Origin of the sequence: Anaerococcus kampingae (genome assembly GCF_046365475.1) — a bacterium.
In the GTDB taxonomy this organism is placed as follows: Bacteria; Bacillota; Clostridia; order Tissierellales; family Peptoniphilaceae; genus Anaerococcus; species Anaerococcus kampingae.
This window is the reverse complement of the sequence record NZ_JBGMEF010000029.1, coordinates 68,477-92,492: the sequence shown is the minus strand read 5'-3', so window position 1 is coordinate 92,492 and position 24,016 is coordinate 68,477. Positions and strand designations below refer to the sequence as shown.

Below are 24,016 nucleotides of genomic sequence, written 5' to 3'. Positions count from 1 at the left end.
CGGGGTCGCTATTAGATTCGTTGGTAACTACGCTCTGTAGGGAATTTCGCCCCAGCCTTAGGACATGCCCGTCATGCAAGAAAAAACGGCCTTCATTTTTGAAAACCGTTTTTAAATCCTATTTATCTTTTAGGGAGTCTATGCAGTCGACAAATTTTTTGGCTATATTTTGTGGTCTGGTTATGGCTCCACCTACCACTACTGTGAGGGCTCCTAATTCTAGAACTCTCTTGGCCTTTTCCGGTGTGTCGATGTTACCTTCTGCTATTACCGGATGGTCGCAAGCCTTAATGATTTCCCTTAGGATCTTAAAATCATCTACTTCTATCTTGTGGCCCTTTGATTGTGGGGTGTAGCCTACCATGGTGGTGCCTATATAGTCAAAACCAAGTGAATCTGCGTGGATTGCTTCTTCGATGGTTGAGCAGTCTGCCATTAGCCTTATGTTTGGGTATTTTGCTCTTATTTCCTTATAGAAAGCATCTAGACCATCGTGGTTTGGTCTTTTGGCATTGCTGGCATCTGTAGCTATAATTTCTACACCAGAAGCCACAAGCTTGTCTATTTCATCCATGGTTGGTGTTATATAAATCTCGCTGTTGTCATAATCTTTTTTGATTATACCAATTATTGGTAGGTCGACATTTTTCCTGATTTCTGCTATGTCTTCTACAGTATTGGCCCTTATACCACAGGCTCCTGCCATTTTTGCTGCTAGGGCCATCCTGCCCATTATAAATGAAGAGTGGAGGGGTTCATCTTCTAGAGCCTGGCAGGATACTATTAGACCATTTTTTAATCTATCATTAATTTCCATCGTCCTTCTCCTTTATTAATTTTAACATTTCATTAACTGATTGCATGTAGACCTCTCCTGAGGTAAGACGTCTGTCGTAGAGTTTTTTAAAGAGTATATCTAGCATTATCATGGTAGGAAATTGGGGTGAGATGATGTTTGAATATTCTAGGTTTTGCTTGTGGGCTACTAGGATTACAAAATCAAAATACTGGTCCCATTTTTCACTATCATTTGCTACAAAAAGTACTGTTTTGCAACCCTTCTCTCCCGCCTTCTTTAGGCCATCTATTACCTCTATGGACTTGCCTGAATAGGAGATGCCCATGACTAGAGAGTCTCTTTTTAGCCTTACTGAGTTTAATAAGAGCATATGGGTATCTGTGATTGCTTCTGCATCTAGACCCAGCCTTATGAGTCTTTGGGCAAATTCTGTGGCCAAATAGCCTGATGAGCCTACACCGTAGATGTAAATTCTGTCGACATTTAGCATGGCTTCGGCTAGCTTTTCGTAGTCCTTATAATTATAGAGGTTGTAGGATTTAAGCAAGATTTCCCTGTAGGAATCAAATACAGGAAGACCTATGTCCTTTTTCCTCTTAAAATTGCTCTGTCTAGATGACTGGTACTTATAGACAAACTCCCTATAGCCAGAAAGGTTGAGCTTTTTGGCAAAACGGGTGAGGGCTGCCTCAGAGATAAAAAGCTTGTTTGAGACTGTCTTGCTTGTTAGGTCTGTGTCTTCTGTTTCTAGGAAATATTCTGCTATTATCTTTTCTACTTCAGTTAATTCTTCATACTTTGATTCAATTAGAGGGAGTATTGATTCATAATTTTCATTCATTTGATTTTTCAAATAGGCTGTAGGCCCCGTAAAGTCCTGACTTATTGCCTAGGGCTGTGGCCTTTATTTCTGTGGAAGCGAAGATATTTTCTGGCACAAGGGCCCTTATCTTTTCAATAATTGGGTCGAGGAATTTCTCTTTTTGCTCGCTTATTCCTCCTCCAATTATAATCACTTCTGGGTTTACTATGAGCATGATATTTGCAATACCCCTTGCGAGTATTTTTGTCATGTCATCGACTAATTTTATTGCATCAGGGTCAGACTTATCTAAGGCATGAAATATTTCCTTGCCATTGTTTAGGTTTTTGTCTGGGTAGAGGGTCTGGGCCTTTTTAACTAGGACGCTGGTTGAAGCTAGGGCTTCAAACTTATCAGTTTCAAATGGCATGTAGCCAATTTCTCCTGCATGACCACTTGCACCCCTGTGGATTTTTCCATCTAGGATCAGGGCACCTCCTATGCCTGTTCCTACTGTAAGGACGAAAGCTGAATTATAGCCCTTGCCAGCTCCATAGGATAGCTCGCCCATAGCTGCAGCCTTTACATCATTTTCTACTACAGCTGGGATGTTTAGGGCATCTCTTAGCTCCTTTTTCCAATCAAAACCTTTGTAGTTTTTGAAGGTTGGGCCGTGGCCTGCTATGATTCCTGTCTTGTAGTCAACCATGCCTGCTGTAGAAATGGCCACCCCTTCTACCTTATATTCTGGATTTAGGTCTTTAATGAGTTTTAGGACATCTTCTTTGATATCAGGGGCATTTGTGCCTGCTTTTGATGGGAAATTTGGAAGGTCTTTTTCAAAACCTTCCCCCTTAAGCATGGCCTTGATCTCTGTGCCCCCTATGTCTAGGCAAAGTACTGGCATCTTAATATTTCTCTCTTAGCTTATCTATTACATAGATATCTTTCATCTCGTATTTGTTAGCCAATTCTACTAGACCCTTGGCAAGTTTTACCTGGTCATCCCCGTAGAAGTTAATGAATGGTCTTCTAGCATATCCTGCATTTATACCTGCTTCTCTTAGGACAGCCTTGATACCTGCTACCATGTTACCACCTGCTACTAGGTAGTTTATTATCCTTACGGCATTTTTCTGAAGGTCGTAGGCTTTTTTGACTTCGTTATTAGCTATAGCCTCATTTATTTGGATGAATAAATCTGGGATTAGGTTATAAAATGATCCTACTATACCATCTACACCTATTAGTAGGTTTGAGCTTGCTAGCTCATCTGCTCCACCATAAACCATGAAGTCTTCTCCACAAGCTTCCTTGATAGCTGGGATTTGGTAAATGTCTGAATTTGTGTATTTTACGCCCTTGATATTTTCTATTTGGGATAGGTCTTTGATCATGTCTGCACTCATCATGCCTGCTAGTGGGACATTGTAGATTACCATTGGAATATCAACAGCTTCTGCTATATCCTTGTAGTAGTCATAGATTTGCTCGCTATTAAATCTCCAATAAAAAGGTGGGACTGATGAAATAGCTGTAGCTCCAGCTTCTTCGGCTGCTTTTGCTAGGTCGATTGATTTTTTAGTACCTATATCGCCTATGTGAACTACAACTGGCACCTTTCCCTTTGCTGCTTCTATTACAGCTTGTGATGATTTTTCCCTTTCTTCAGCACTCATCAAGAAGCCTTCACCGGTTGATCCTGTTAAGTATAGGCCACCGATGTCAAATTTTAAAAGAAATTCTGTAAATTCTTTTGTAGCTTCTAGGTCTAGGTTTTCATTTTCATCAAATATTGATAGGGCAGCTGGTATTACTCCCCTAAAGTCTTTTAGTGTAAATTCGGTCATAATTTTCTCCTCTAATTTTTCTTGCTATATAGGTGGCAAGCTACCTCGTGGTCTTCATCTATTAGGACTCTTTCTGGGATTTCACTCTTACAAATATCCATGCACTTGCTGCACCTGTTGTGGAATGGGCAGCCAGCTGGCTTATGGATTGGACTTGGCACATCCCCTTCTAGGACAATCCTCTTTGAGTCAGCTCCCACTACTGGTATTGGGACAGCTGATAGGAGGGCCTGGGTATAAGGATGGGCTGGGTTTTTGTTAATCTTCTCGCTGGTAGATATTTCCATGATATTTCCAAGATACATTACTATTATCCTATCAGAAATATATTCTACTACCGAAAGGTCGTGGGCTATGAAAATATAGGTTAGGTCAAGCTCTTTTTGGATGCCCTGGAGTAGGTTTATTACCTGGGCCTGGATTGATACGTCTAGGGCTGATACCGGCTCATCCAGTATTACTACTTCTGGAGAGACGCAGAGGGCTCTGGCTATACATAGCCTTTGCCTTTGACCACCTGAAAACTCATGTGGGTAGCGGTACATATAATCAGGTCTTAAGTTTACTCTCTTTAGCCTATCTTCTATGACCATGTCTATATCCTTTTTCTGGTTGACCCCGTGGGCAACTAGGGGCGCCTTGAAGGAATCATAGATTTTTTTCATTGGGTTGAGGGCTGAATATGGGTCTTGGAAGACCATTTGTACTTCTTTTCTAAAATCAAAGAGCTCTTCTTTATTAAATTTGGTTACATCTGTCATCTTGCCGTGAAGATTGTATAAAACTTCGCCACCGGTTGGGTTTTCTAGTCTCATTATAGACTTGCCTAGGGTTGTCTTTCCACAACCAGACTCACCTACAACACCCACTGTCTCTCCACGTCTGACTTTAAATGATACCCCATCAACAGCCTTGACAGCTCCTGTTTGCTTTTTAAAAAAGGTGCCTTCATAGATTGGAAAATGGGTCTGTAGGTTTTTGACATCAAAGACAATTTGATCTTTTATTTCATTTCTTACTAATAGGTCGTCATTTTGTTCTATTATTTTCTCATCTACTTTCATCTACGACCTCCTTTTCTCCTTCTAAGAGGAGACATCTAGCGGTGTGGTTACCTTCTACTCTAAAAAGTGGAATGTCTCTTTTTAGGCATTCTTCTGTAGCATAGGCACACCTATTTGCAAACTCGCAGCCCTTTACATAATTGGCTGGGTCTGGGGTTTCGCCTGGAATGGTTGATAGCTTCTTATTCCTATCCATGCCTGGTACTGGGACAGATTTTAATAAAAGCTTGGTATAAGGATGGGTAGGGCTATTAAATACATCTGCCACTTCCCCATATTCTATAACTCTTCCCATATACATGACTGCAACCTGATTGGCAACTTCTGCTACAAGGCCCATGTTGTGGGTTATAAGGATTACTGACTTGCCTTCCTTATCTCTTAAGTCCTTCATAAGATCCATAATTTGGGCTTGGATTGTAACATCAAGGGCTGTGGTTGGCTCATCGGCTATTAAAAGATTAGGGTTATTTACCATTGCTATGGCAATCATTACCCTTTGTTTCATACCACCAGAAAATTGGTGAGGGTAGTTGTCAAATCTTGATTCCGCTTCAGGTATGCCTAGCTTTTTGAGCATTTCTATGCCGATTTGTCTAGCTTCTTTTTTGGAAATCTTCCTATGCTCTAGGATATTTTCTAGGATTTGGTCGCCTACCGTGTAGACTGGGTTTAGGGATTGCATTGGGTCTTGAAAAATCATTCCGATTTCCTTACCCCTAAGCTCTCTCATCTTTTTGCCGTAGGCTTTTTCCTTAAGGATGTCGACAGTACCCCCATCTTCTTTAAAAAATTCTGAACTTCCTGAGCTTATCCTAGCTGTCTTTGGCAAGAGTTTGACCATGGAATTGACTGTGACTGATTTGCCGCAGCCAGATTCTCCTACTATTGATAAGATCTGACCCTTTTTAACATCTAGGCTTACGTTTTTTACTATTCTGTTATATCTCTTTCCTACCTTAAATTCTGTGGATAGGTTTCTTAATTTGATTATATTGTCCATATTTCACCTAATTTCTTGGGTCTAGAGCATCTCTTAGGCCATCGCCCAAAAAGTTGATACTCATTACAAATAGGGATATAAATAGGCCTGGTATTATCCATTGCCACTTATACATTTGGATGACTGTTATTGACTTGGCCGCATTTATTATTGTTCCCCAAGTTGGTACATTAGTTGGAACACCTAGTCCTAGGAAGGATAGGCCTGTTTCTTGGAGTATAAAATAGGCTATGTTTATGGTTGTTGCTACTATTATTGGGCTTAGGGTGTTTGGCAAGATATCCCTAAACATAATAGCAAAGTCTGATATACCAAAGGCCTTGTTTACATCTACATAGGTTTCTTCTCTTAATCTTAAAACTTCATTTCTTACTATCCTAAAGACTGTCATCCAGCCTATGAGGGTGAAAACTAGGATCATATTTGATACTGAAGGGCCAAGGATGGTTACAAGGACCATGACAAGGATTATCATAGGAAATGATTGTAAGACTTCTGATATTCTTATGAGGATGACATCAATTAGACCGCCAAAATATCCAGCTATTAGGCCAAAGATTGTGCCTATGATGGATGTGGTAAGGGCTGATGATATACCGATTAGGATTGAAATCCTGCCACCATAAAGGAGCCTTGAGTATAGGTCACGTCCTGTGGAATCTGTCCCAAATAGGTGGCCATTGCCTGGGGCTTGGTTAAGTTTCCCCATATCTATTTGGTTTGGGTCATGGCTTGCAAGTAGGGATGCAAAGATTGCTGATAAGATCATTAGCAAAACTATTACAAGTCCTACTATTGCCAATTTATTTGATAAGAACTTTTGCAAAGACCTCTTTGCCAAGGATGACTTTTTTTCTTTTTTCTCTACTAGATTTATTTCTGTCATAATTTCACCTACAATCTTATTCTTGGATCAAGAATCGCACTTAGGACATCTACCATGAAGGAGATTACAAGCATAACTGTGGCTATGAGTAGGGTTGTGACCATTATTATCGGATAGTCACCGCTTGTTACAGCTCCCATGAGGGTTGAGCCTATGCCTGGCCAGTTAAATACTGATTCTATTACTACAGAACCTCCTATAAGGCCTGGAATCCTGAGCATGATTGTGACTAGGATTGGTCCCATTGAGTTTCTGAAAGCGTGTTTTAGGTAAACTTTCCATTCTGGTATGCCCTTGCTCCTAGCTGTTTTGATATATTCTTGGTTCATTACTCCAAGCATGGAGTTTCTAGTATACCTTAATACTGTTGCAATCATGGCTATGGATAGGGCTAGGGCTGGTAGCACTAAGTTTTTGCTCTTATCCCAAAAGCTTGTCATGCCAAATATATTTCTTCCCCCTACCGGAAACCATCCAAGGGAAAGGGCAAAGACAGATATGAGGACTATACCAAATAAAAATTCTGGTATGGATTGGCCGATTACACCTATAACTCTTGCTATATAGTCAATTGGTCCATTTTGGTTGACTGCTGATAGGATTCCTAAAACTATACCTAGGATTGATGAAATGATTAGGGCTGCTAGGGCAAGCTCTACTGTCGCTGGTAGTTTTTGGGCCAGTATATCTTTTATTGGTTGTCCATTTATTATAGAATAGCCAAAGTCTCCCTTTATTACCTGGCCAATCCACCTGCCATATTGGATTAGGATTGGATCATCTAGGCCATATCTTGCTCTTAGTTCTGCTATCATCTGTGGGTCTCTAGCTGAGCCTGGTGGCAAGAGGTAGTTGATTGGGTCTATTGGCATAGCCTGGAGGGCAACAAATATTAGAAAAGAAATTACTACAAGCATTGGTATCATTTGTATTAATTTCTTTAGTATGTATTTAAAAATATTGCCATTTTTCATTTATTTTCTCCTTAAAGCGCAATTTTTCAAAATTTAAGGGGCAACAGTTGTCGCCCCTAATTGAATAACTATTTAAGCTCCCAATTTTCAAATCCGATGTCTGCTGCAAACCATGGATTTGTAAACTTAGCTCCGTTAGTATTTACATTGTCTGTATTTACTAATATTTCATTTTTAAGCATGAAGACTACTTCTTTTGATAGGTCTTCTGATTCGATTTTTTGAAGTTCTTTTAGGATTTCTGCTCTCTTTGTCTTGTCAGTTTCTTGAAGGAGGTCAGAATATAGACCTTCGTATTTTTTACCAACTTCTTCACCAAATACTCTTACTAGGTTGTTATTGGCTGGAACATATTCTCCGTACCATTCTTCATAGCCAAATGCTGATAGGCCTTTTAGGGCTATGTCGTAGTTTCTTAGTTCCATAAGTTCTTGGGTAGCATCGCCCGCAAATTTTTGTACGTTTACAGGGATTCCAACATCTTGTAGGTTTTGAGCTATAGAGTTATAGAGGTCTACTGATGATTGGTCAGCCATGTAGTATCTAAATTCTAGTGGTTGATCTGCTTTGTAGCCGATTTCTTTTAGAAGCTCTTTAGCTTTTTCTGGATTGTAAGCGTATTTTTCAGCTTCTTCGTTTTTGTTGTCAGCATCTTTTGCTGGTACACCGAAGGTTGATACTTCTGCAAGACCTGGGAAGAGGCTCTTGGTTAGATTTTCTCTATCTATAGCGTAATAGATTGCTTGTCTAAACTTAGGATTTTTGATCCATTCACTAGCTGGTCTTTGGTCATTGCCTGTTTGGTTAAATACTAGGTAGTAGTAGAAAAGTGTGTCTACAGTTTGGCCTTCCCAGTTTTCTTTTTCAGAAACTGCTTGAATTTCTGTAGGTACCTTAGAATTAAATACGTCTGCTTGATCACCTAATACTGCATTTAATTTAGCATCAGATGGTACTATATTTACTACTACTGATTTGATTTTTGGTGCTTGACCTTCGTAATTTTCGTTTGGCTCAAGGGCTAGGTAAGAATCTGTTGCAACTTCTTTAACCTTGTACATACCATTTGTGATTGGGTTTTTCCAGAAGTCTGCTGTGTGATATTCTGTCATATCTACGCCTTCAAAGCCTGCCTTTGGAAGGATTGCAAATTGTGATAGAATTGGAATCATGTTACCAACAGATTTGTCCATTTCCATTGTTAGCTTGTTGCCTTCTACCTTTAGACCAGCAACTTCTTCTGCCTTGCCTTCTTTGTAGTCTTCTGCTCCCTTGATTGATGAGAAGGCTGATTTGTAAATTGAGTTAACCTTAGCTGCCTTTAGGGCACCTTCGATTGAGAATTTTACATCTTCTGCTGTAAGATCAGAGCCGTCTGACCATTTTAGGCCATCTTTAATGTTGAATTCATAGCTCATGCCATCTTCTGCCATTGTGTAAGAATCTAGAAGATCTTCTTTAAATTCTGTTAGTTCTGGATTTGCCTTAAATAGAGATCTGAAGGTTATAACCTTGTAGATATCTCCACGGTTCCACCAAGGTGTATCGAAGTTTGTACCTTCACCTTGTTTGTCAAATAGCATCCTTAGAGATTTTTCGCTAGACTCGTCTGTCTTTGCTGTCTCTTCTACCTTTGTTTCTTGCTTAGCATCTCCTTCTTCCTTGTTTTCTGGTGCCTTTGCGCCACCACAAGATGTTAGTAGCATGATAGCTGATAGGGCTAGGCCTAAAACGTAATTCTTTTTCATGTTCCCTCCTTGAAATTTTATTTCGTGATAAGGTTTTTTAAGTATATATGTAAGATTGAAGTTATAAGCTTATATACCTAAAAAACATTTTCCTAACTATCTACATTATAGGACATATTAAAAATAATTTCAAATTTTTTATTAATTTTGAAAGTACTTTTAAATATACCACTATTTTTTATCTATTTTGCTAAAGATTCTTCTAATTCATCAGATATTCAAAGTCAAATTCTATATATTTTAAAAACTCTTTCTCTTCTGAACCATCCTTTTGTCTTTGCTCAAATAGTAGGGCGAAGGTGTCGGCTTTTCCTGTATATTCTAGGCAGGAATAGGTGAAGTTTGTGTCTGTGATTTGCTTTTGTCTGATGGTCCTTAGTTTATTTCCCTCGCCTACTTCCATGACCCTGATATAGCCATTGTTTCTGCCTGGGCCTTTGGGATTTGCCACTAGGATATATTCCTTGCCATCCTTGTCATATTTTAGGACTGATACCATGCAGAAGGCTTCTGAATCAAAATCTGTCTGGCAAAGGGCTTTTTCAAAAGTCTCTCCATCATCGTATGAGTATGAATAAAGAATCCTATCCGATGTTGTCCTCGAAAATAGGATTAGGGTCCCATCATTTAGGCTTACTAGCTGGCTTTCACTTGTATTTGTGAGAGTTTTTCCATCTAGGGCAGAGTAGCCCTCTCCATCATTTACAGACTTTGACCTTGACCAGTTCTTGCCAAAGTCATCTGAATAAATTAGACAAGCATGTTCCCTTAAGTCATAGATGTCATCCTTATTTTCTGTTGTGTAATAAAGAGGGATTAGGAGCCTGCCGCTTGCCAGTTGCAGGCCTCTTCCCGGACAGACTCCCATAAAGATCATCCTATCATCTGCTACAAAGTGGGATATATCAACAGGACTTGCCCATGTCTTGCCCCCATCTTCTGATTGGGTAAACCATAGGTAGGATGTTTGGTGGACTCTAAGGAAGGATGTCTCTGAATAAATATTTCCTACTAGCTTGTCACCCTCATAAATATTGCCCAGCTTATCAAAGGGATAGGAATCCTCCATACATACCCTGTATGGGCTTGGGGTATGGTCCATCCCATAGACTTTGCCATTTTTTATGTAGAACCTAGACTGGGACTTTTCAAAAAGGAGGGTATTTCCGCTGTTATAGAATAAAATCGGGTATTTTTCACCGCCAAATTCTACATAACCTGTGCCCTTTTTGGATGTAAGGTAGTTACCGCTTGACCTAAACTTATCAATTACCATGTAGACCTTATTTCCTTCTTCATAATAGGCTGGAGTTAGGTTAGTGTCAATGGTGTAGGTAGGATTGGCATCTTTAAATCTTGGCTCCATAAAGGCCTTAAAGAGTTCTGAAAAATCACCCACTCCCTTCTTTTTGATCCTTAGGGCTGGCTCTATCAGCCCTCCCCAGTCGCTTTCACTTTCTAATCTTTGGTCAGCTGCAGCCAAGAGGTCACCATTTTTAAGAAGAGCAAGGCTTGGTATCCTATAATATGGCGATCCCTCAAGGCCTGGATAAAATAAATCTATTGTCTGGCTTTTATACATAATACCTCCTTGGTAAAACATTTTCCTAATTTAATTATAGACTCTTGCAATTTATTTTCAATGACTAAAGGGTTTTTGAAAATACTTTTGCTTTCTTTAAAGACTTTGAAGAAAATCTCAAAGAAAAAAGCCCGCCTTGGGCTTTTGTTTTTAAAAATCATCTTGCATTAAATTTAAGGTCACTAGGAAGGACTTGTAGAAGCTATCAAGTGGTAAGAATTCCTTATTTGAGTGGAAGTTGTGAGCTCCTGTGAAATAGTTTGGGGTAAAGATTCCCTTTGTTGATAGGAAGGATCCGTCTGTTCCTCCTCGCATTGGGATTATTTTTTCTTCTATATCTAGGCATTTAAAGACCTCCCTAAGCTTTTCTACAGCGACCTTGTTTTCATCATTCATAGAGTCAGCTATATTGTCATAGACATCTGATATCTCTATTTCTATAAGAGCTTTCTTGTATCTTTCTTTTAGAAGGTCAGTTATTTGGTATAGGTATGCCTTGCTAGCCTCAAATTTTTCCCTGTCATGGTTTCTTATATTAAAGTCAAGCCTTAAATTAAGAACATCTGACTTTATGTCTGTCACCCAAATATAGCCCTCCCTATTTTCTGTATGTTCTGGCATCTTGGCCCTATCAAGCATAGATATGAAATCGTGGGCTATCATTATTGGGTTTACTAAATTGCCCTTGGCTGACATTGGGTGGGCAGATACTCCCTTTATTTTGAGGGTCCCGCTTGCTGCATTGAAGGTCTCATAGACAAGCTCTCCCAGCTCGCAGCAATCTATAGTGTAGGCGTAATCGACATTAAACTTATCAAAATCAATTTTTCTTGATCCCCTTAGGCCTATCTCCTCATCTGGGACAAAGGCTATGAAAATCTCACAGTGGTCAACCTCTGGGTTTTCTTTTAAGTACCATAAGGCTGTCATGATATTTGCAATAGCCGCCTTGTTATCTGCCCCTAGGACTGAAGTCCCATCTGTGAAAATTATATCATCACCTATATAAGACAAAACTTCCGGGTTATCTTTGGACGAAAAGGTGATTTCTTCGTTTAATTTTATATCCTTGCCATCATAAGCTTTGATGATTTGCGGATGAATTTGATCTGATAAGCCCACATCTACTGTATCAAGATGGGCTACCCAGCCAATAGACCTAGATCTATCTCCCCTCCTAGGAAGCCTTGCCTGGACGACTCCAAAGTTATTTATATTAATATCTACTAGGCCCAAGTCTTCTAAATCAGCCGCTAAGACCTTGGCCAAATCCCATTGACCAGGGCTTGATGGGATTATTTCATTTTTATCATCAGACTGGCTAGGGATTGCCAGGTATTTTAGGAAATTTTCTACTAATTTATCTTTTATTATCTTTTCATTCATTATCTTCTCTTTTCTTTATTAGAGAAAAAACCACAGGCTGGCTGTGATTTCCTCTAAAGCCTAAAATCTTACTTGTTAAGGTCTAGGCTCTTTATATTTTTGTCATGGTCAATATAGTAAAGCTTGCCATCATGGACCCTGTAGCCGTAGGATTCTAGGTCTTTTTCTATGGTCTCTCCTGTGAGATAATTTATTATATCCATCTTGAATAAATAAGCAGATTCATCTGAATTTACTGGATTTTGGATGATCATGTATTTGCCTATGAAATTGAGGGTTGATGAGTCTTCCAAGCTGTATTTTTCATCTTTTATGGTAAATTCATTTCCTTCTGATTTGAATATCTCATAGATAGGCATACCCTTATCAAGGTATTTAGCCCCCATTACATATTGGACCTGAGTATCTTTTTCGATTAAATCTGGTTCTTGGTCAAAAGCCTTTTCTAGGTCAATCCTATAAAGATTTACAGTCGAATCCTTTTCAAGTTTTGAAAAAACTGCTTCCTTATCAGTGACTCCTAGGCCTATTATACTCTCCCAACCTATTGATCTTGTTCCTGTGTAGAGGTTTATCTTTCCACTGGCTAGGTTTACTTGGGCAAGGCCTGACTTTTCGCTATTAAGCTTGTTATAATCATCACCGTCGTAGTAAGAATACATGCCATAGATTTTATCACCTATCATTGCCTTTGGCAAAAAGGCCTCGTTTTCCTTAAATTGATAAAGGGTGGTAAGGTCCTTGCCGGCTATCTTTCTTATGGAAAAATCATGCTTAGGATAAGATCCTAGGACAAAGAGGTCACCTGAATAAGGAATATAGCTTGCTGAGTATTCCTTTTCGTAAGAAAGATCTTTTGTATTAAAGCCTAAATCCTTGAGGACATCTATCACCTGACCATCCTTGATGCTTACTAGGTCGTAGTAGGAGAAGAAATAATCATCCTCTCCTAGGGCCTTAGCATCTTGATTTTCATTTGAATTTTCTAAAGATCCTTCTGGCTTATTTTCAACTTGGTTTTCTATTTTTTCTTCAGACTTATTAGCTTGGTTGACACTCTGGTCTTTTTGACCGCATGCTACTAGGCCTAGGGCAAGAATTGTAATAAGAATTTGCTTTTTCATCAGTTACTCCTTAAGGCTTCTATAGCTGATAATTTGGTAGCACGTCTAGCTGGAATATAGCCTGCCATGACTCCGACTAGGGCAGAAAATCCTACTCCTACTAAGGCAAGGCCTGGGCTTATGGAGATGATTTCTCCCCCGTCGCCTCCAAAAAATCCTCCCCCTTGTGTTAGGTTATTTATAAAAGCACCTGCCCCAAAGGATATCATAAGTCCTATCACTCCTCCAAAAAATCCTATAAAGCCTGATTCTATCAGAAACATGGACCTTATGTCAGCTATTGATGCTCCGATTACCTTCATGACGCCGATTTCTTTTTGTCTTTCATAGATTGACATGAGCATGGTGTTTATGATGCCTATGGCTGACACTATGAAGGCCACAGACCCAATTCCACCTAGGATTAGGGTGACTTGCATGGTTTGCTTTTTGATCTCTTCTGCAGAGCCTGCCTCTGATTGAGTCTTAAAGCCTGCCTTTTTTATGTTATTTTCAATTGTTTCTAGATTATCTACATCATCTACTATGACCCTTAGCTTTTCATAGGTTACCTTATCTGACTTATCGATTATGGTTTGGCCGGTTTTTTCATCAAATGATCCCATCTGTGGGGATTCTAGCTTGGCATCTTCTTTTTTAAGCTTTTTATAAAGGCTTTCGTTGATGTAGGATGTCCATCCCTTAAGCAGGGAGGCATTATTTAGCTTGCCAGCAATTTTTACCGGCACATCTACATAGGTTGGCTTTGAGCTTTGCTGATTTTCTTCATCATTGCCAAAGTGGACCCCATCATCTTCTTGGTCCATATAGCCAAGTCTAATGCTAAATTTGTGGTCATTGAAATTAAAATCATCTGCACTTCCGGTAGATGACCAGCCCCCACCAGGCATTACTTCTATTTTATCAACCCTGGCCTGCTGGCTAAGTATTAGCTTGTCAGAATCTGATGGACTTAGGCTCTTACCCCATTCAAACATATCAGGGCTTAGCATGGCAAAGATTTCATCAGGTATGACTTCAAAACCGCTTGATAGGGCGTAGGACTTGCCATCATCTATGACTAGGTCTGACCAAAATTCTTTGGATGGGACTACAGCCCTTACTCCCTTGATTTTTTTAAGTTTATCGATATCTGCTTCCTTGACTTCGATCCTGTCATCTTGCTGGTCATTTACTATAGATATGCTAGTTAGACCGCCAAAGGATTCTATCATCTGCTTTTGAGAATTTGAAATACCGCTGGCAAAGGCTAGCATGAGTATGATTGATGTTGCCCCTATGACTACTGAAAGGACTGTAAGGATTGTCCTTGACTTTCTCCTGGAGAGATTTCTTAGAGCCATTAGGAGCCTGTCACTAATCTTCATCGTCTATTAGAAGCTCCTCATCTTCTTTTTTGTGTTTTCTCTTCCTATAAAGAACTACTGATAATACTATTATGGCTATTAGGCCTATCCATATAAATGGGGATGTAAGTAAAGAGCCGCCTCCTTGGCCTGAATTTGGATCCATATTTGGGTCATAGGCTCCCATTTCTCCATTTTCTCCTGGCATAGCCTCTTCTCCCATGCCAGCTCCTACTTCTTTGTTGAAGTCTAGGGTTTGAGTGTGGAGCTTGCCTGTGGAGTCCTCGTAGGAGAGCATGATTTGGCCTTCTATTTCGCCCTCCCTAAGAGGGGTGGCTGTGAAAGAAAATGTCTCTTGGGTTCCTGTCTTAAAATTACCTATGAATTTCCTGTCATTGTCTATCTTTATACCCTTGCCTATGACATCGCACATGAAGGTGGATAGGTTATCCTTGCCGGTGTTATAGATATTTACAGACATTTCTGTAGGCTGGCCGACAGCTAAGTCTTCTGATTTAACATTGCCCATGGTCACCCCAGCCCTTTGGACAACTGGGATTCCTATTGCTTCAGTACTCTTGTATTGGTTGCCGTCTGCATCTTCATATTCTATGGTCATATTTATGACGTAATTTCCTGCTACAGCATTTGGAAGGACATTCATCCTTATCTGCCTGTGGGCGGTATTCCATGGATAGAGGGCTGATACGTAAAATGAATTTGATTGGTTAACTGGCGAAAATACAGACCCATCTGAGACCATGGAGGAATTCTCACCTGTGTTTTGAGGTTGAGCTCCTAGGTTTTGCTCAATGGTGGCCTTTAGGTTGTAGATGGTGTTTTTGGAATTGGTATTGTATAGGTCAAAATATAGGTCAAAGGACTTGCCAGCCTCGGCTATTTTTGGCTCTAGCCTATAGGCTGATATCATTATCTTTGGTTGGTTTTTGACATTTACGGTCATTTGTTCATTTGTATTTTCACTCATTTGTAAGTACCTCATCAATTGTTAGTTTTTCGTGAATTTTATCTAGCTTGCCATCTCTCATGAAAAGGGTCTTGTCGGCAAATTCTGTCATTTCATCATCATGGGTTACCATAATAAAGGTTTGTTTGTTTTTCCTTGTGATATCTTTTATAAGCTGCATTATCTCAAAGCTTGTCTTGGTGTCAAGGTTGCCTGTAGGCTCATCAGCAAATATTATTGGAGGTGCCCCTACAAAGGCACGAGCAATAGATACCCTCTGCTGCTGGCCACCTGAAAGCTCATTTGGCTTATTATAAATCCTGTGCTCAAGGCCTACTGCCTTTAAGATTTTAATAGCTTCTTTTTTCCTCTCCTTAGCATCTAGGCCCTTAAAGGTAAGGGGCAAGGCCACATTTTCCCAGGCTGACAAATAAGGAAGTAGGTTGTAAGATTGGAAGACAAAGCCTATGTTTAGGTTTCTAAATTTGGTTATTTGGTCTTCCGTCAGTTTTGTAAGGTCAATTTTACCATATTCAATTGAGCCCTTTGTTGGTCTTTCAAGGCCTGCCAACATATTTAAAAGAGTCGACTTACCTGATCCAGATGTTCCAAGAAGGGCAACAAATTCGCCCTTTTCTATGTCTAGGTTTATCCCGTCCAGGGCCTTTATAATAGACCCTCCGACCTTATAATATTTTTTAAGATTTCTTATCTTTATTAAGCTCATCATCTTTCCTTTGGTAGTGAGGATTTAGGTCTGTCATGTAAAGGTCGTAGGCTGGCTTATCTATTATAATATCTATCTCCCCAAAGGATTTTCTTACATTATCTTCGGTGAATTTCTTCTTAAAATCATAGAGTCCATCGGTCCCATCAGTCTCAAAAATCCCACCCATGTCGTAGTATTTTATGCCATTTTCTATGCAATATTTAATCTCTTCAAAATTTATCTGATAATTTTGGCTCATGTCCTTATGCTTATCAGAGGAGCCTCCATAAAGGGAAGTAGCCCAAGTGCCATATTTTATCAGAAGAGATGAGCAGACCGGCTCATCTTCATAAAAGCAAACAGAAAGCCTTGACTCATCCTCATAGAGGTCGTAGAGGTCTTTCATATAATCAAGTGGCCTATGACCGATGCCAGCTCTTTCTGATGTTTCTACAATTTGTTCATAGAGGATATTTATATCTTCTTTTGGTAAAATTTTCGTAACAATCCCATCCCTATATGATTTCCTTATATGCTTTCTAGTATTTTTGCTAAAGGTCGCCATGATTTCATCTTCATTTCTCCCCTTTATGTCTAGGACCATATTTAGGAGGGGTTGGCTGGATTTTTCCTTATCAAAACGAACCTTTAGGCCATTTTCCTCATAGAGCTTTACTAAATTTTCATCATAGGCATAGTAGGGGTCTAGCCTTAGCAAAAACCCGTCATTGGCCTTTGCAAAATCGCTCGCCTCTCCTATTAGGCTTTTGATAGAATCAATATCATAAGGGTCGCAAACAGGGCCTCTTGGGCCGTAGAAGAAATTCTTGCCTGTTTTCTTATCCCTTATATATATGACAGATAGGGCTGCCTTTATCTTACAGTCTTCTTCTAAATAAAAATATACACTCTCCCAAGTCTTCTTAAGCCTTGCCCAACGCATATCTTGTTGGAAATGGCCATAGGGGGATGTTTTTATAAAGTTATTGTATTTTTCAACTTTGTTTTTATCTTTTAAATCAAGTATCATTGCTTACCTCAATTCTTAATGTTTGGTCTATAGTAATACACTTATGATAATTGTATCACACTAAAGGTACATAGGCAAGAACTTAATTTAAATAATATTGATAATTATATGCAATTAGCCTTAAAATTTTTGTAAGAAAAAAGTCCTATCTCTAGGACTAAAAATAATTTATTTCTTCTTTTCCGCCTCTAAAGTCCCAAAAGACTTCCCTGCATTCTCCCTCATAGATTTTTAGGATATGGTTCATAGACATAGATTTGGGATTGGTCTTTTTGAAGTCTTCATAGTCTTGCCAAAAGAGCTTGCCTTCCCTATTATCTGTGATAAGGTCACCAGTAAAGTCGCTTGTTTCATAAAGAAGGCCCACATCCTTTCTTTCATCTGTGATCCAGGTGATGATGCCTACTAGCTTTGGATTTTTGATATCTAGATTGGTTTCTTCCTTGGCCTCCCTTATTGCGGCATCTTCAAAGGATTCCCCCTCTTCGACCTTGCCTCCAGGAAAGGTAAGGCCTTCCCAGCCATATTTTTTGACCTTGTCCAGTACTAGGACCTCGCCTGTGTCTTTATTATAAATTTTTATCATATTCATTAGTAATATTTTCATTTTTCTACCTCTATAGGGATTATACGGACATAAAAAGAGGCTAGCAAATGCCAGCCCCTCATTAGTCTATAATCTTTCTAGACTTATTTTTACTTTCTTATCGTTTAATTCTAAATCTTCAACATCAAGTTCTGCTTTTGTTAGATTTTCTGCTAGGGTTTCTTTTTTGATTACTTCCCCAAACTTTTCAAGAGAGCCTGTAAGGTCAGGATCAGCATCAAAAGCAATATTTATCCTATCTGTAACCTCAAAACCAGAGTCTTTTCTTAGGTTTTGGATTTTTGAAATAAATTCTCTAGCGTAGCCTTCATCTCTTAGGTCTTCTGTAATTTCTGTATCTAGGATTACAAAGACATTGCCGTCAATTTCCACATCAAAGCCTTCCTTGGCTGAGATTCTAATATCTAGATAATCCTTACTTACTTCAAATTCTTCACCAGCAAGTTCTACCTTTACTGGTCCCTCTTCGACCTTTTCTATAAAGTCTTTTGCATTTGTTGTTGCAAGGTATTTGGCAAAGTCGTTTACCTTGGATTGGAAAATCCTACCTACTACCCTGAAATCTGGTTTTAGGAAGTAGTTCATAAACTCTGATAGGTCATCTTCAAAGTCGACTTCCTTGATATTTAGCTCTTCTTTTATAAGTGGAAGAAGATTTTCTAATCTTTCCTTATAAGAACCATCTACTACAATCTTTGATAGAGGTTGACGTACCTTGATTGCTTCTTTTTCTCTTGAAGCACGGCCTAGGTTTACAATCTTTCTTACAAGGTCCATGTCAGCTTCGATTTTTTCATCGATTAAGCTTTCGTTTGCTTCTGGCAAGATTTGGGTGTGAACTGTTTCTTCACCTGTTAGCTTCTTAAATACTTCTTCTGCTAAGAATGGTGTGATTGGCGCTATTAGCTTGGCTAGGGTCACTAGGACATCGTAAGTTGTCTTATAAACAGCCTTTTTAGAATCAGTCATATCTTGAGACCAGAATCTCTTCCTATTACGTCTGATATACCAATTTGACAAATCTTCTACTACAAAGTCATTTATCTCGTGAACTACCTTGTTGAAATCAAAGCTATCCATATAAGAATCGTAGTCTTTGATTAAGCTGTTAAGTCTTGAATATAGCCATTTGTCTATATTATCAAGTTTTACATCAGAAAATCCTTTGATATCCTCTAGGCTTAGGCCATCTGTGCCTGCATAAAGGGCAAAGAAGTTGTAGACATTTTCAAAAGTTCTGAAGAAGTTGTTTTTAACTTCTACTAGGCCTTTTTCGTCAAATTTGGTTTGCATCCAAGCTGGTGATACGTATAAGGAGTAGAATCTTACCGCATCTGCCCCATATTTGTCGAATAATTCAAATGGGTCTAGGGTGTTGCCTAAAGATTTTGACATCTTTCTACCATTTTTATCTACTACTAGGTCATTTACTAGGACATTTTTAAATGGAGCCTTGCCAGTGGTTATTGTTGAAATAGCCATTAGTGAGTAGAACCAGCCCCTTGTTTGGTCAATTCCCTCGCAGATAAAGTCTGCTGGGTAGTAGTCATTTTCAAAGAGTTCTTTGTTTTCAAATGGGTAGTGGAGTTGGGCAAATGGCATAGATCCTGAGTCAAACCAAACATCCATTACATCTGGAACCCTAGACATGGTGCCCCCGCACTTGTCACACTTGATGTGGACATCATCTACATATGGTCTGTGTAACTCTATATCTTCTGAGATATCCTCTATTGCACGGTCTTTAAGCTCAGCACGACTGCCTACTGTATCTGTGTGGCCGCACTCACATCTCCAGATATTAAGTGGTGTACCCCAATATCTAGACCTAGATATTGCCCAGTCTTTGACATTGGCTAGCCAATTGCCAAATCTCTTCTCACCGATTGTTTGTGGGAACCAGTTTACTCCATCGTTATTTTCTACCATCTTATCTGAGAACTTGCTCATTTCGATATACCAAGATGGTCTTGCGTAATAAATTAGTGGTGTGTGGCATCTCCAGCAGTGTGGATAGTTATGCTCCATTGTTTCCTTGGCAAATACTTTGCCTTCTTCTTGTAAATGTCTCCAGATTTTCTCGTTGGTATCGAAAACAAATTCACCTTCCCAAGGGGTTGTGGTAAATTTACCTTCTAAGTCAACTGGTTGGACGAAGTCTAGGTCATATTTTCTACAAGCTTGGTAGTCGTCCTCACCAAAAGCTGGTGCTATGTGGACAATACCAGTACCATCTTCTGCTGATACATAGTCAGCTAGGATGACCTTAAAGGCCTTGCCTGGTTGGGTCTTAACATATGGCATCAATTGCTCATATTCTAAAAGCTCAAGGTCAGTACCCTTCATTTCCTCGACAAGTTCATAATCTCTCTTATCCATAAGTTTTCCCATCAAAGATTTGGCCATGTAATAATAGCAATCATCTTCTTTATCAAAAACTTTTACATAAGTTAATTCAGGATTCACAGCAAGGGCAAGGTTTGATGGCAAGGTCCATGGAGTTGTGGTCCATGCTAAGAAATATTCATTGTCAGCATCTTTCTTTTTGAACCTAACTGTAAGGGTGATGGTCTTTTCAAATTCATAGCCTTGGGCCACCTCGTGGCTGGCAAGACCTGTACCACATCTTGGACAATAAGGCATAACCTTGGCTCCTTCATAGATTAAACCTTCCTTGAAGGCCTTATCTAAAAGCCACCACTCACTTTCTATGTAGTCATTGTTCATGGTTACATATGGGTGGTCCATATCGTAAAGATATCCCATCCTATCTGACATGTCTCTCCACATATCAGAATATTTCCAAACAGATTCCTTACATAATTTGTTAAATTTCTCTATGCCATATTCTTCTATGTCGTTTTTGTCATGAAAGCCAAGTTGCTTTTCTACTTCGATTTCAACTGGCAGACCATGTGTATCCCAGCCGGCCTTTTTAAGGACCCTGTAGCCTCTCATGTTCTTATAGCGGCTTGTCATATCCTTTAGGGTTCTAGCTATAACGTGGTGGATACCTGGCTTGCCGTTGGCTGTTGGAGGTCCGTCATAGATTACATAATCTTTCCCGTCTTTTCTTGTTTCAAATGTCTTATCAAGAAGATCAATATCATCCCAAAACTTTTGGATATGGGCTTCTCTTTCTCTGACATTTTTGCTGTTAATTTCTTCAAAATGATGATGATGATTGCACATATGATTTCCTTTCTAATAAAAAAGAACCGTCCATACAGACGGTCCACTTATTTCCTGATTTGCTCTTAAGGATTGGCATTCCTACTAGGCTACTTATTTCACCTAATAAACAATAAAGATGATCTTCACTCATATCTCCCCTAGCATTCTCACCAACCATGCCTCTCTGAAGCTTTGATATAAGTTACTCTTCTTCATATAGTCTAATCTATATACTTTCTCAAATAATGTACTATTTTACTTGCTTTTGTCAAATTTTAAAGCTACCTAGATATGTCTTTTTATTTTAAATTTCTCCATACTAAAGATATCGTAGGCATCGACATTGGCCCTTTCCTTGGCATCTTCAAACATCTGAAAGTCTGTCTCATAATCTTCCCTAAAAACTAGGGCTGGGTTATTTGAGTAATTTAAAAGTAGGCCTGAGTAAACGCCAAAGTCTTCGAGCTTTTCCATTGCTTTTACCTTTGTTACTTCTAAAACTTGGATATAGATATCGTCTAATTCATCAAGTCTTAGGGCAAAGGCATTGTCAAAGACTCCCAGGTTTACTGCTTCATAGATTACATCTAAGGCTATATTTGCCCTGGTTGGGTAGATTGAGCCAGATCTTTCTGTCCTATCCCCCTTGGTAATTTGGATTAGGACACCGTTGTGGTTGTTTCTTAATTCCTCGTCATATTTTTCTAAATACTTGCCATTTTCAAGATAATATCTTATAGATTCGAAAGCAAGTTCTACTAGTTTATCCTTATGCATTTAATTCTTCCTCTATGTCCTTTGCTATATTTTTTGGCTTTTTGGCTGAGCCGTATCTTTTAACTACATTTCCATTTTTATCTATCAAAAACTTGGTGAAATTCCACTTTATGGCAGGGCCTGCTAGGCCGCTCTTTTGGCTTTTTAGGAAGGTGTAGAGTGGGTCTTCATTGTCTCCATTTACATCTATCTTATCAAACCTATCAAAGCTTGTTCCAAAATTAAGCTCGCAAAAACCATTAATTTCTTCTATATCTCCAGGTGCCTGAGCTCCAAATTGGTTTGATGGGAAGTCTAGAATTTCAAAGCCCCTATCCTTGTATTTTTCATAAAGTTCTTCTAAGCCTTCATATTGTGGGGTAAAACCACATTTTGTAGCAGTATTTACTATAAGTAGGACCTTGCCCTTATATTTTTCAAGAGAAACCATTTCTCCTTGATCATTTTTTACCTTAAAATCATAAACTGTAGTCATCTTAATCTCCTTATCACGATTAACTTATCTCCTATATTATACGACTTTTCCAGATAAATTCAGTTGACAAAAGATTTAAGTAGCATATATTATAAGCATATCATAAACTTTATATGAGAAAGAGTAGTGCAGATAATCAAGCAAAGAGAGCTTCGTTGTGGTGAAAGAAGTGGAGAGAGTTTGTATGAAGATGGTTCTCATTTAGGATTTCCCGATATTAGGGATTTACGTCAGCTTACGTTACAGAGCGAGAGTATGTTAGTACTCGGTGAGATTATATGAGTGATTATATAATAATTTAAGGTGGTACCGCGATTTTACGCCCTTGTTATTCCTATAGGAATAATGAGGGCTTTTTTTAAGCTTATGATAAATATTATAAAAGAGGTAAGAAAAATGACAGATAAAAGAAAAGAAAATATCGACACCCTTTGCCTAAGAGCAGGCTATGAAATTGAAAATGGTGGGGCGAACATCCCACCAATCTCCCAATCTACAACTTTTAAATACAATTCTACCAAGGAAGTTGCAGACCTATTTGACCTAAAGGAAGCAGGATTTTTCTATACAAGGCTGGGCAATCCTACAGTAGATGCCCTAGAAAAAAGACTAGCCGCCCTTGATGGAGGCGTGGCAGCAGTAGCCACAGGCAGCGGCCAGGCTGCAAATCTTCTTGCAATAACAAATATAGCAGGAGCAGGAGACCATGTCATAGCCCTAAATAACATCTATGGAGGAACCTACAACCTCATAGGCACCACCCTTAAAAATTTTGGCATAGAAGCTACTTTTGTTCCTTGTAATGACATAGATGCCCTAAAGGCAGCCATCAAGGATAATACCAAGCTAATCTTTGGGGAATCCCTCACAAATCCAAAGGCAGATGTCCTAGACATTGAAAAATACGCCCAAGTAGCCCACGAAAATAATATCCCACTAATACTTGACAATACCCTAGCTACCCCAGCCCTCCTCCGTCCAATAGAGCATGGTTGTGATATAGTAACCTACTCATCAAGCAAATACCTAGATGGTCATGCAGCAGCCATGGGTGGAATCATAGTAGATAGCGGAAACTTTGACTGGAAAAAGGGAGATTTTAAGGTCCTAACAGAAAAGGATGAATCCTATCACGGCCTAGTCTTCACAGACCATTTCGGAAAGGCAGCCTACGCCGCAAGGCTCCGTACAGTAGGCCTACGTGACCTAGGCACAATCCAATCCCCATTTAACGCCTACCTCACCCTCCTAGGCTTAGACACCCTAGCCCTAAGAATGGAAAGACACAGCCAAAACGCCCTAGCCGTAGCAGAATTCTTAGAAGATAGCCCATATGTAGATAGGGTATCCTACCCATTTTTAAAATCATCTGCCTCTTACGACCTAGCCCAAAAATACCTAAGCGGAGGAGCAGGAGTCCTATCCTTTGAAATAAAAGGCGGAAAAGATGCAGCAGTCAAATTCATAGACTCCCTAAAATTAGTAAGACTAGCAGTCCACGTAGCAGATGTCAGAAGCCTAGCCCTCCACCCAGCAAGCTCCACCCACAGACAATTATCAGATGAAGACCTAGAAAGTGTAGGAATCAGCCCAAGCCTCATTAGATTATCAATCGGAATAGAACATATCGACGATATAATCGCAGACTTAGGCCAAGCTCTTGAGAAAGCTTGCTCAAAAGAAGATTAACATTTAATTTTAGGGGGCTTGGCT

The 24,016-nt window shown here is 39.3% G+C and carries 22 protein-coding genes; 1 reads left to right on the top strand and 21 read right to left on the bottom strand.

Annotation, left to right across the window (positions count from 1 at the left end; genetic code table 11):
- Positions 1–118: 118 nt before the first annotated feature.
- The 21 genes from ACCQ42_RS07845 to ACCQ42_RS07745 all read right to left on the bottom strand — a co-directional run bounded on the left by ACCQ42_RS07845 (position 119) and on the right by ACCQ42_RS07745 (position 22,303).
- Positions 119–817, bottom strand: a complete 699-nt coding sequence (locus ACCQ42_RS07845; RefSeq protein WP_410035851.1) for an N-acetylmannosamine-6-phosphate 2-epimerase — start codon at positions 815–817, stop codon at positions 119–121.
- Entirely contained in the window at positions 807–1,640 is an 834-nt protein-coding gene (locus ACCQ42_RS07840; RefSeq protein ID WP_106460865.1) for a MurR/RpiR family transcriptional regulator, read from the bottom strand. Before ACCQ42_RS07840 ends, ACCQ42_RS07845 begins: the two co-directional genes overlap by 11 nt.
- Complete coding sequence (locus ACCQ42_RS07835; RefSeq protein ID WP_410035850.1) at positions 1,633–2,508, bottom strand: ROK family protein; 876 nt, start codon at positions 2,506–2,508, stop codon at positions 1,633–1,635. Before ACCQ42_RS07835 ends, ACCQ42_RS07840 begins: the two co-directional genes overlap by 8 nt.
- Before the next feature lies 1 nt (position 2,509).
- Positions 2,510–3,451: a dihydrodipicolinate synthase family protein gene (locus ACCQ42_RS07830; RefSeq protein WP_410035849.1), complete on the bottom strand. Its 942-nt coding sequence runs from the start codon at positions 3,449–3,451 to the stop codon at positions 2,510–2,512.
- Positions 3,452–3,462: 11 nt separating this feature from the next.
- Complete coding sequence (locus tag ACCQ42_RS07825) at positions 3,463–4,515, bottom strand: ABC transporter ATP-binding protein (protein ID WP_463049212.1); 1,053 nt, start codon at positions 4,513–4,515, stop codon at positions 3,463–3,465.
- A complete protein-coding gene (locus ACCQ42_RS07820) occupies positions 4,502–5,518 on the bottom strand; it encodes an ABC transporter ATP-binding protein (RefSeq protein ID WP_410035848.1) in 1,017 nt (338 codons plus the stop codon). Before ACCQ42_RS07820 ends, ACCQ42_RS07825 begins: the two co-directional genes overlap by 14 nt.
- A gap of 7 nt (positions 5,519–5,525) precedes the next feature.
- Entirely contained in the window at positions 5,526–6,404 is an 879-nt protein-coding gene (locus tag ACCQ42_RS07815) for an ABC transporter permease (protein ID WP_410035847.1), read from the bottom strand.
- An 8-nt stretch (positions 6,405–6,412) separates the two neighbouring features.
- Positions 6,413–7,378 (bottom strand): ABC transporter permease, encoded by a 966-nt coding sequence (locus tag ACCQ42_RS07810; RefSeq protein ID WP_265235975.1) that lies wholly within the window; start codon positions 7,376–7,378, stop codon positions 6,413–6,415.
- A 68-nt stretch (positions 7,379–7,446) separates the two neighbouring features.
- Positions 7,447–9,126: an ABC transporter substrate-binding protein gene (locus tag ACCQ42_RS07805; protein WP_410035846.1), complete on the bottom strand. Its 1,680-nt coding sequence runs from the start codon at positions 9,124–9,126 to the stop codon at positions 7,447–7,449.
- A 202-nt stretch (positions 9,127–9,328) separates the two neighbouring features.
- Positions 9,329–10,708 (bottom strand): sialidase family protein, encoded by a 1,380-nt coding sequence (locus ACCQ42_RS07800; RefSeq protein ID WP_410035845.1) that lies wholly within the window; start codon positions 10,706–10,708, stop codon positions 9,329–9,331.
- A 150-nt stretch (positions 10,709–10,858) separates the two neighbouring features.
- Positions 10,859–12,094: a peptidase T gene (gene pepT / locus ACCQ42_RS07795; protein WP_410035844.1), complete on the bottom strand. Its 1,236-nt coding sequence runs from the start codon at positions 12,092–12,094 to the stop codon at positions 10,859–10,861.
- A gap of 68 nt (positions 12,095–12,162) precedes the next feature.
- Positions 12,163–13,218, bottom strand: a complete 1,056-nt coding sequence (locus ACCQ42_RS07790; RefSeq protein WP_410035843.1) for a hypothetical protein — start codon at positions 13,216–13,218, stop codon at positions 12,163–12,165.
- Positions 13,218–14,585 (bottom strand): ABC transporter permease, encoded by a 1,368-nt coding sequence (locus tag ACCQ42_RS07785; protein ID WP_410035842.1) that lies wholly within the window; start codon positions 14,583–14,585, stop codon positions 13,218–13,220. The genes ACCQ42_RS07790 and ACCQ42_RS07785 overlap by 1 nt, the downstream gene beginning before the upstream one ends.
- Positions 14,575–15,552: a COG1361 S-layer family protein gene (locus tag ACCQ42_RS07780; protein ID WP_410035841.1), complete on the bottom strand. Its 978-nt coding sequence runs from the start codon at positions 15,550–15,552 to the stop codon at positions 14,575–14,577. The genes ACCQ42_RS07785 and ACCQ42_RS07780 overlap by 11 nt, the downstream gene beginning before the upstream one ends.
- Positions 15,545–16,258, bottom strand: coding sequence for an ABC transporter ATP-binding protein (locus tag ACCQ42_RS07775; protein ID WP_106460877.1), 714 nt, complete (start codon positions 16,256–16,258; stop codon positions 15,545–15,547). Before ACCQ42_RS07775 ends, ACCQ42_RS07780 begins: the two co-directional genes overlap by 8 nt.
- Positions 16,230–17,270: a lipid II:glycine glycyltransferase FemX gene (locus ACCQ42_RS07770; RefSeq protein WP_410035840.1), complete on the bottom strand. Its 1,041-nt coding sequence runs from the start codon at positions 17,268–17,270 to the stop codon at positions 16,230–16,232. The genes ACCQ42_RS07775 and ACCQ42_RS07770 overlap by 29 nt, the downstream gene beginning before the upstream one ends.
- A gap of 157 nt (positions 17,271–17,427) precedes the next feature.
- Positions 17,428–17,877, bottom strand: coding sequence for an 8-oxo-dGTP diphosphatase (locus ACCQ42_RS07765; RefSeq protein ID WP_410035839.1), 450 nt, complete (start codon positions 17,875–17,877; stop codon positions 17,428–17,430).
- Between the two features lie 66 nt (positions 17,878–17,943).
- Positions 17,944–21,069, bottom strand: a complete 3,126-nt coding sequence (gene ileS, locus ACCQ42_RS07760; protein WP_410035838.1) for an isoleucine--tRNA ligase — start codon at positions 21,067–21,069, stop codon at positions 17,944–17,946.
- Complete coding sequence (locus ACCQ42_RS07755) at positions 21,044–21,202, bottom strand: hypothetical protein (protein WP_410035837.1); 159 nt, start codon at positions 21,200–21,202, stop codon at positions 21,044–21,046. Before ACCQ42_RS07755 ends, ileS begins: the two co-directional genes overlap by 26 nt.
- Positions 21,203–21,336: 134 nt before the next feature.
- Positions 21,337–21,828: an AMMECR1 domain-containing protein gene (locus tag ACCQ42_RS07750; protein WP_265235992.1), complete on the bottom strand. Its 492-nt coding sequence runs from the start codon at positions 21,826–21,828 to the stop codon at positions 21,337–21,339.
- The gene (locus tag ACCQ42_RS07745; protein WP_106460883.1) at positions 21,821–22,303 is read right to left on the bottom strand and encodes a glutathione peroxidase; all 483 of its coding nucleotides are present in this window, start codon (positions 22,301–22,303) and stop codon (positions 21,821–21,823) included. The genes ACCQ42_RS07750 and ACCQ42_RS07745 overlap by 8 nt, the downstream gene beginning before the upstream one ends.
- A gap of 396 nt (positions 22,304–22,699) precedes the next feature.
- Between ACCQ42_RS07745 and ACCQ42_RS07740 the strand changes: the two genes are divergently transcribed.
- Positions 22,700–23,992 (top strand): O-acetylhomoserine aminocarboxypropyltransferase/cysteine synthase family protein, encoded by a 1,293-nt coding sequence (locus ACCQ42_RS07740; RefSeq protein ID WP_410035836.1) that lies wholly within the window; start codon positions 22,700–22,702, stop codon positions 23,990–23,992.
- Positions 23,993–24,016: the final 24 nt, after the last annotated feature.

Excerpts from the sequence above, each read along its gene's own strand:
- ACCQ42_RS07845 (WP_410035851.1), bottom strand. The coding sequence starts at position 817 with ATGGAAATTAATGATAGATTAAAAAATGGTCTAATAGTATCCTGCCAG.
- ACCQ42_RS07840 (WP_106460865.1), bottom strand. The coding sequence starts at position 1,640 with ATGAATGAAAATTATGAATCAATACTCCCTCTAATTGAATCAAAGTAT.
- ACCQ42_RS07835 (WP_410035850.1), bottom strand. The coding sequence starts at position 2,508 with ATGCCAGTACTTTGCCTAGACATAGGGGGCACAGAGATCAAGGCCATG.
- ACCQ42_RS07830 (WP_410035849.1), bottom strand. The coding sequence starts at position 3,451 with ATGACCGAATTTACACTAAAAGACTTTAGGGGAGTAATACCAGCTGCC.
- ACCQ42_RS07825 (WP_463049212.1), bottom strand. The coding sequence starts at position 4,515 with ATGAAAGTAGATGAGAAAATAATAGAACAAAATGACGACCTATTAGTA.
- ACCQ42_RS07820 (WP_410035848.1), bottom strand. The coding sequence starts at position 5,518 with ATGGACAATATAATCAAATTAAGAAACCTATCCACAGAATTTAAGGTA.
- ACCQ42_RS07815 (WP_410035847.1), bottom strand. The coding sequence starts at position 6,404 with ATGACAGAAATAAATCTAGTAGAGAAAAAAGAAAAAAAGTCATCCTTG.
- ACCQ42_RS07810 (WP_265235975.1), bottom strand. The coding sequence starts at position 7,378 with ATGAAAAATGGCAATATTTTTAAATACATACTAAAGAAATTAATACAA.
- ACCQ42_RS07805 (WP_410035846.1), bottom strand. The coding sequence starts at position 9,126 with ATGAAAAAGAATTACGTTTTAGGCCTAGCCCTATCAGCTATCATGCTA.
- ACCQ42_RS07800 (WP_410035845.1), bottom strand. The coding sequence starts at position 10,708 with ATGTATAAAAGCCAGACAATAGATTTATTTTATCCAGGCCTTGAGGGA.
- pepT (WP_410035844.1), bottom strand. The coding sequence starts at position 12,094 with ATGAATGAAAAGATAATAAAAGATAAATTAGTAGAAAATTTCCTAAAA.
- ACCQ42_RS07790 (WP_410035843.1), bottom strand. The coding sequence starts at position 13,218 with ATGAAAAAGCAAATTCTTATTACAATTCTTGCCCTAGGCCTAGTAGCA.
- ACCQ42_RS07785 (WP_410035842.1), bottom strand. The coding sequence starts at position 14,585 with ATGAAGATTAGTGACAGGCTCCTAATGGCTCTAAGAAATCTCTCCAGG.
- ACCQ42_RS07780 (WP_410035841.1), bottom strand. The coding sequence starts at position 15,552 with ATGAGTGAAAATACAAATGAACAAATGACCGTAAATGTCAAAAACCAA.
- ACCQ42_RS07775 (WP_106460877.1), bottom strand. The coding sequence starts at position 16,258 with ATGAGCTTAATAAAGATAAGAAATCTTAAAAAATATTATAAGGTCGGA.
- ACCQ42_RS07770 (WP_410035840.1), bottom strand. The coding sequence starts at position 17,270 with ATGATACTTGATTTAAAAGATAAAAACAAAGTTGAAAAATACAATAAC.
- ACCQ42_RS07765 (WP_410035839.1), bottom strand. The coding sequence starts at position 17,877 with ATGAAAATATTACTAATGAATATGATAAAAATTTATAATAAAGACACA.
- ileS (WP_410035838.1), bottom strand. The coding sequence starts at position 21,069 with ATGTGCAATCATCATCATCATTTTGAAGAAATTAACAGCAAAAATGTC.
- ACCQ42_RS07755 (WP_410035837.1), bottom strand. The coding sequence starts at position 21,202 with ATGAGTGAAGATCATCTTTATTGTTTATTAGGTGAAATAAGTAGCCTA.
- ACCQ42_RS07750 (WP_265235992.1), bottom strand. The coding sequence starts at position 21,828 with ATGCATAAGGATAAACTAGTAGAACTTGCTTTCGAATCTATAAGATAT.
- ACCQ42_RS07745 (WP_106460883.1), bottom strand. The coding sequence starts at position 22,303 with ATGACTACAGTTTATGATTTTAAGGTAAAAAATGATCAAGGAGAAATG.
- ACCQ42_RS07740 (WP_410035836.1), top strand. The coding sequence starts at position 22,700 with ATGACAGATAAAAGAAAAGAAAATATCGACACCCTTTGCCTAAGAGCA.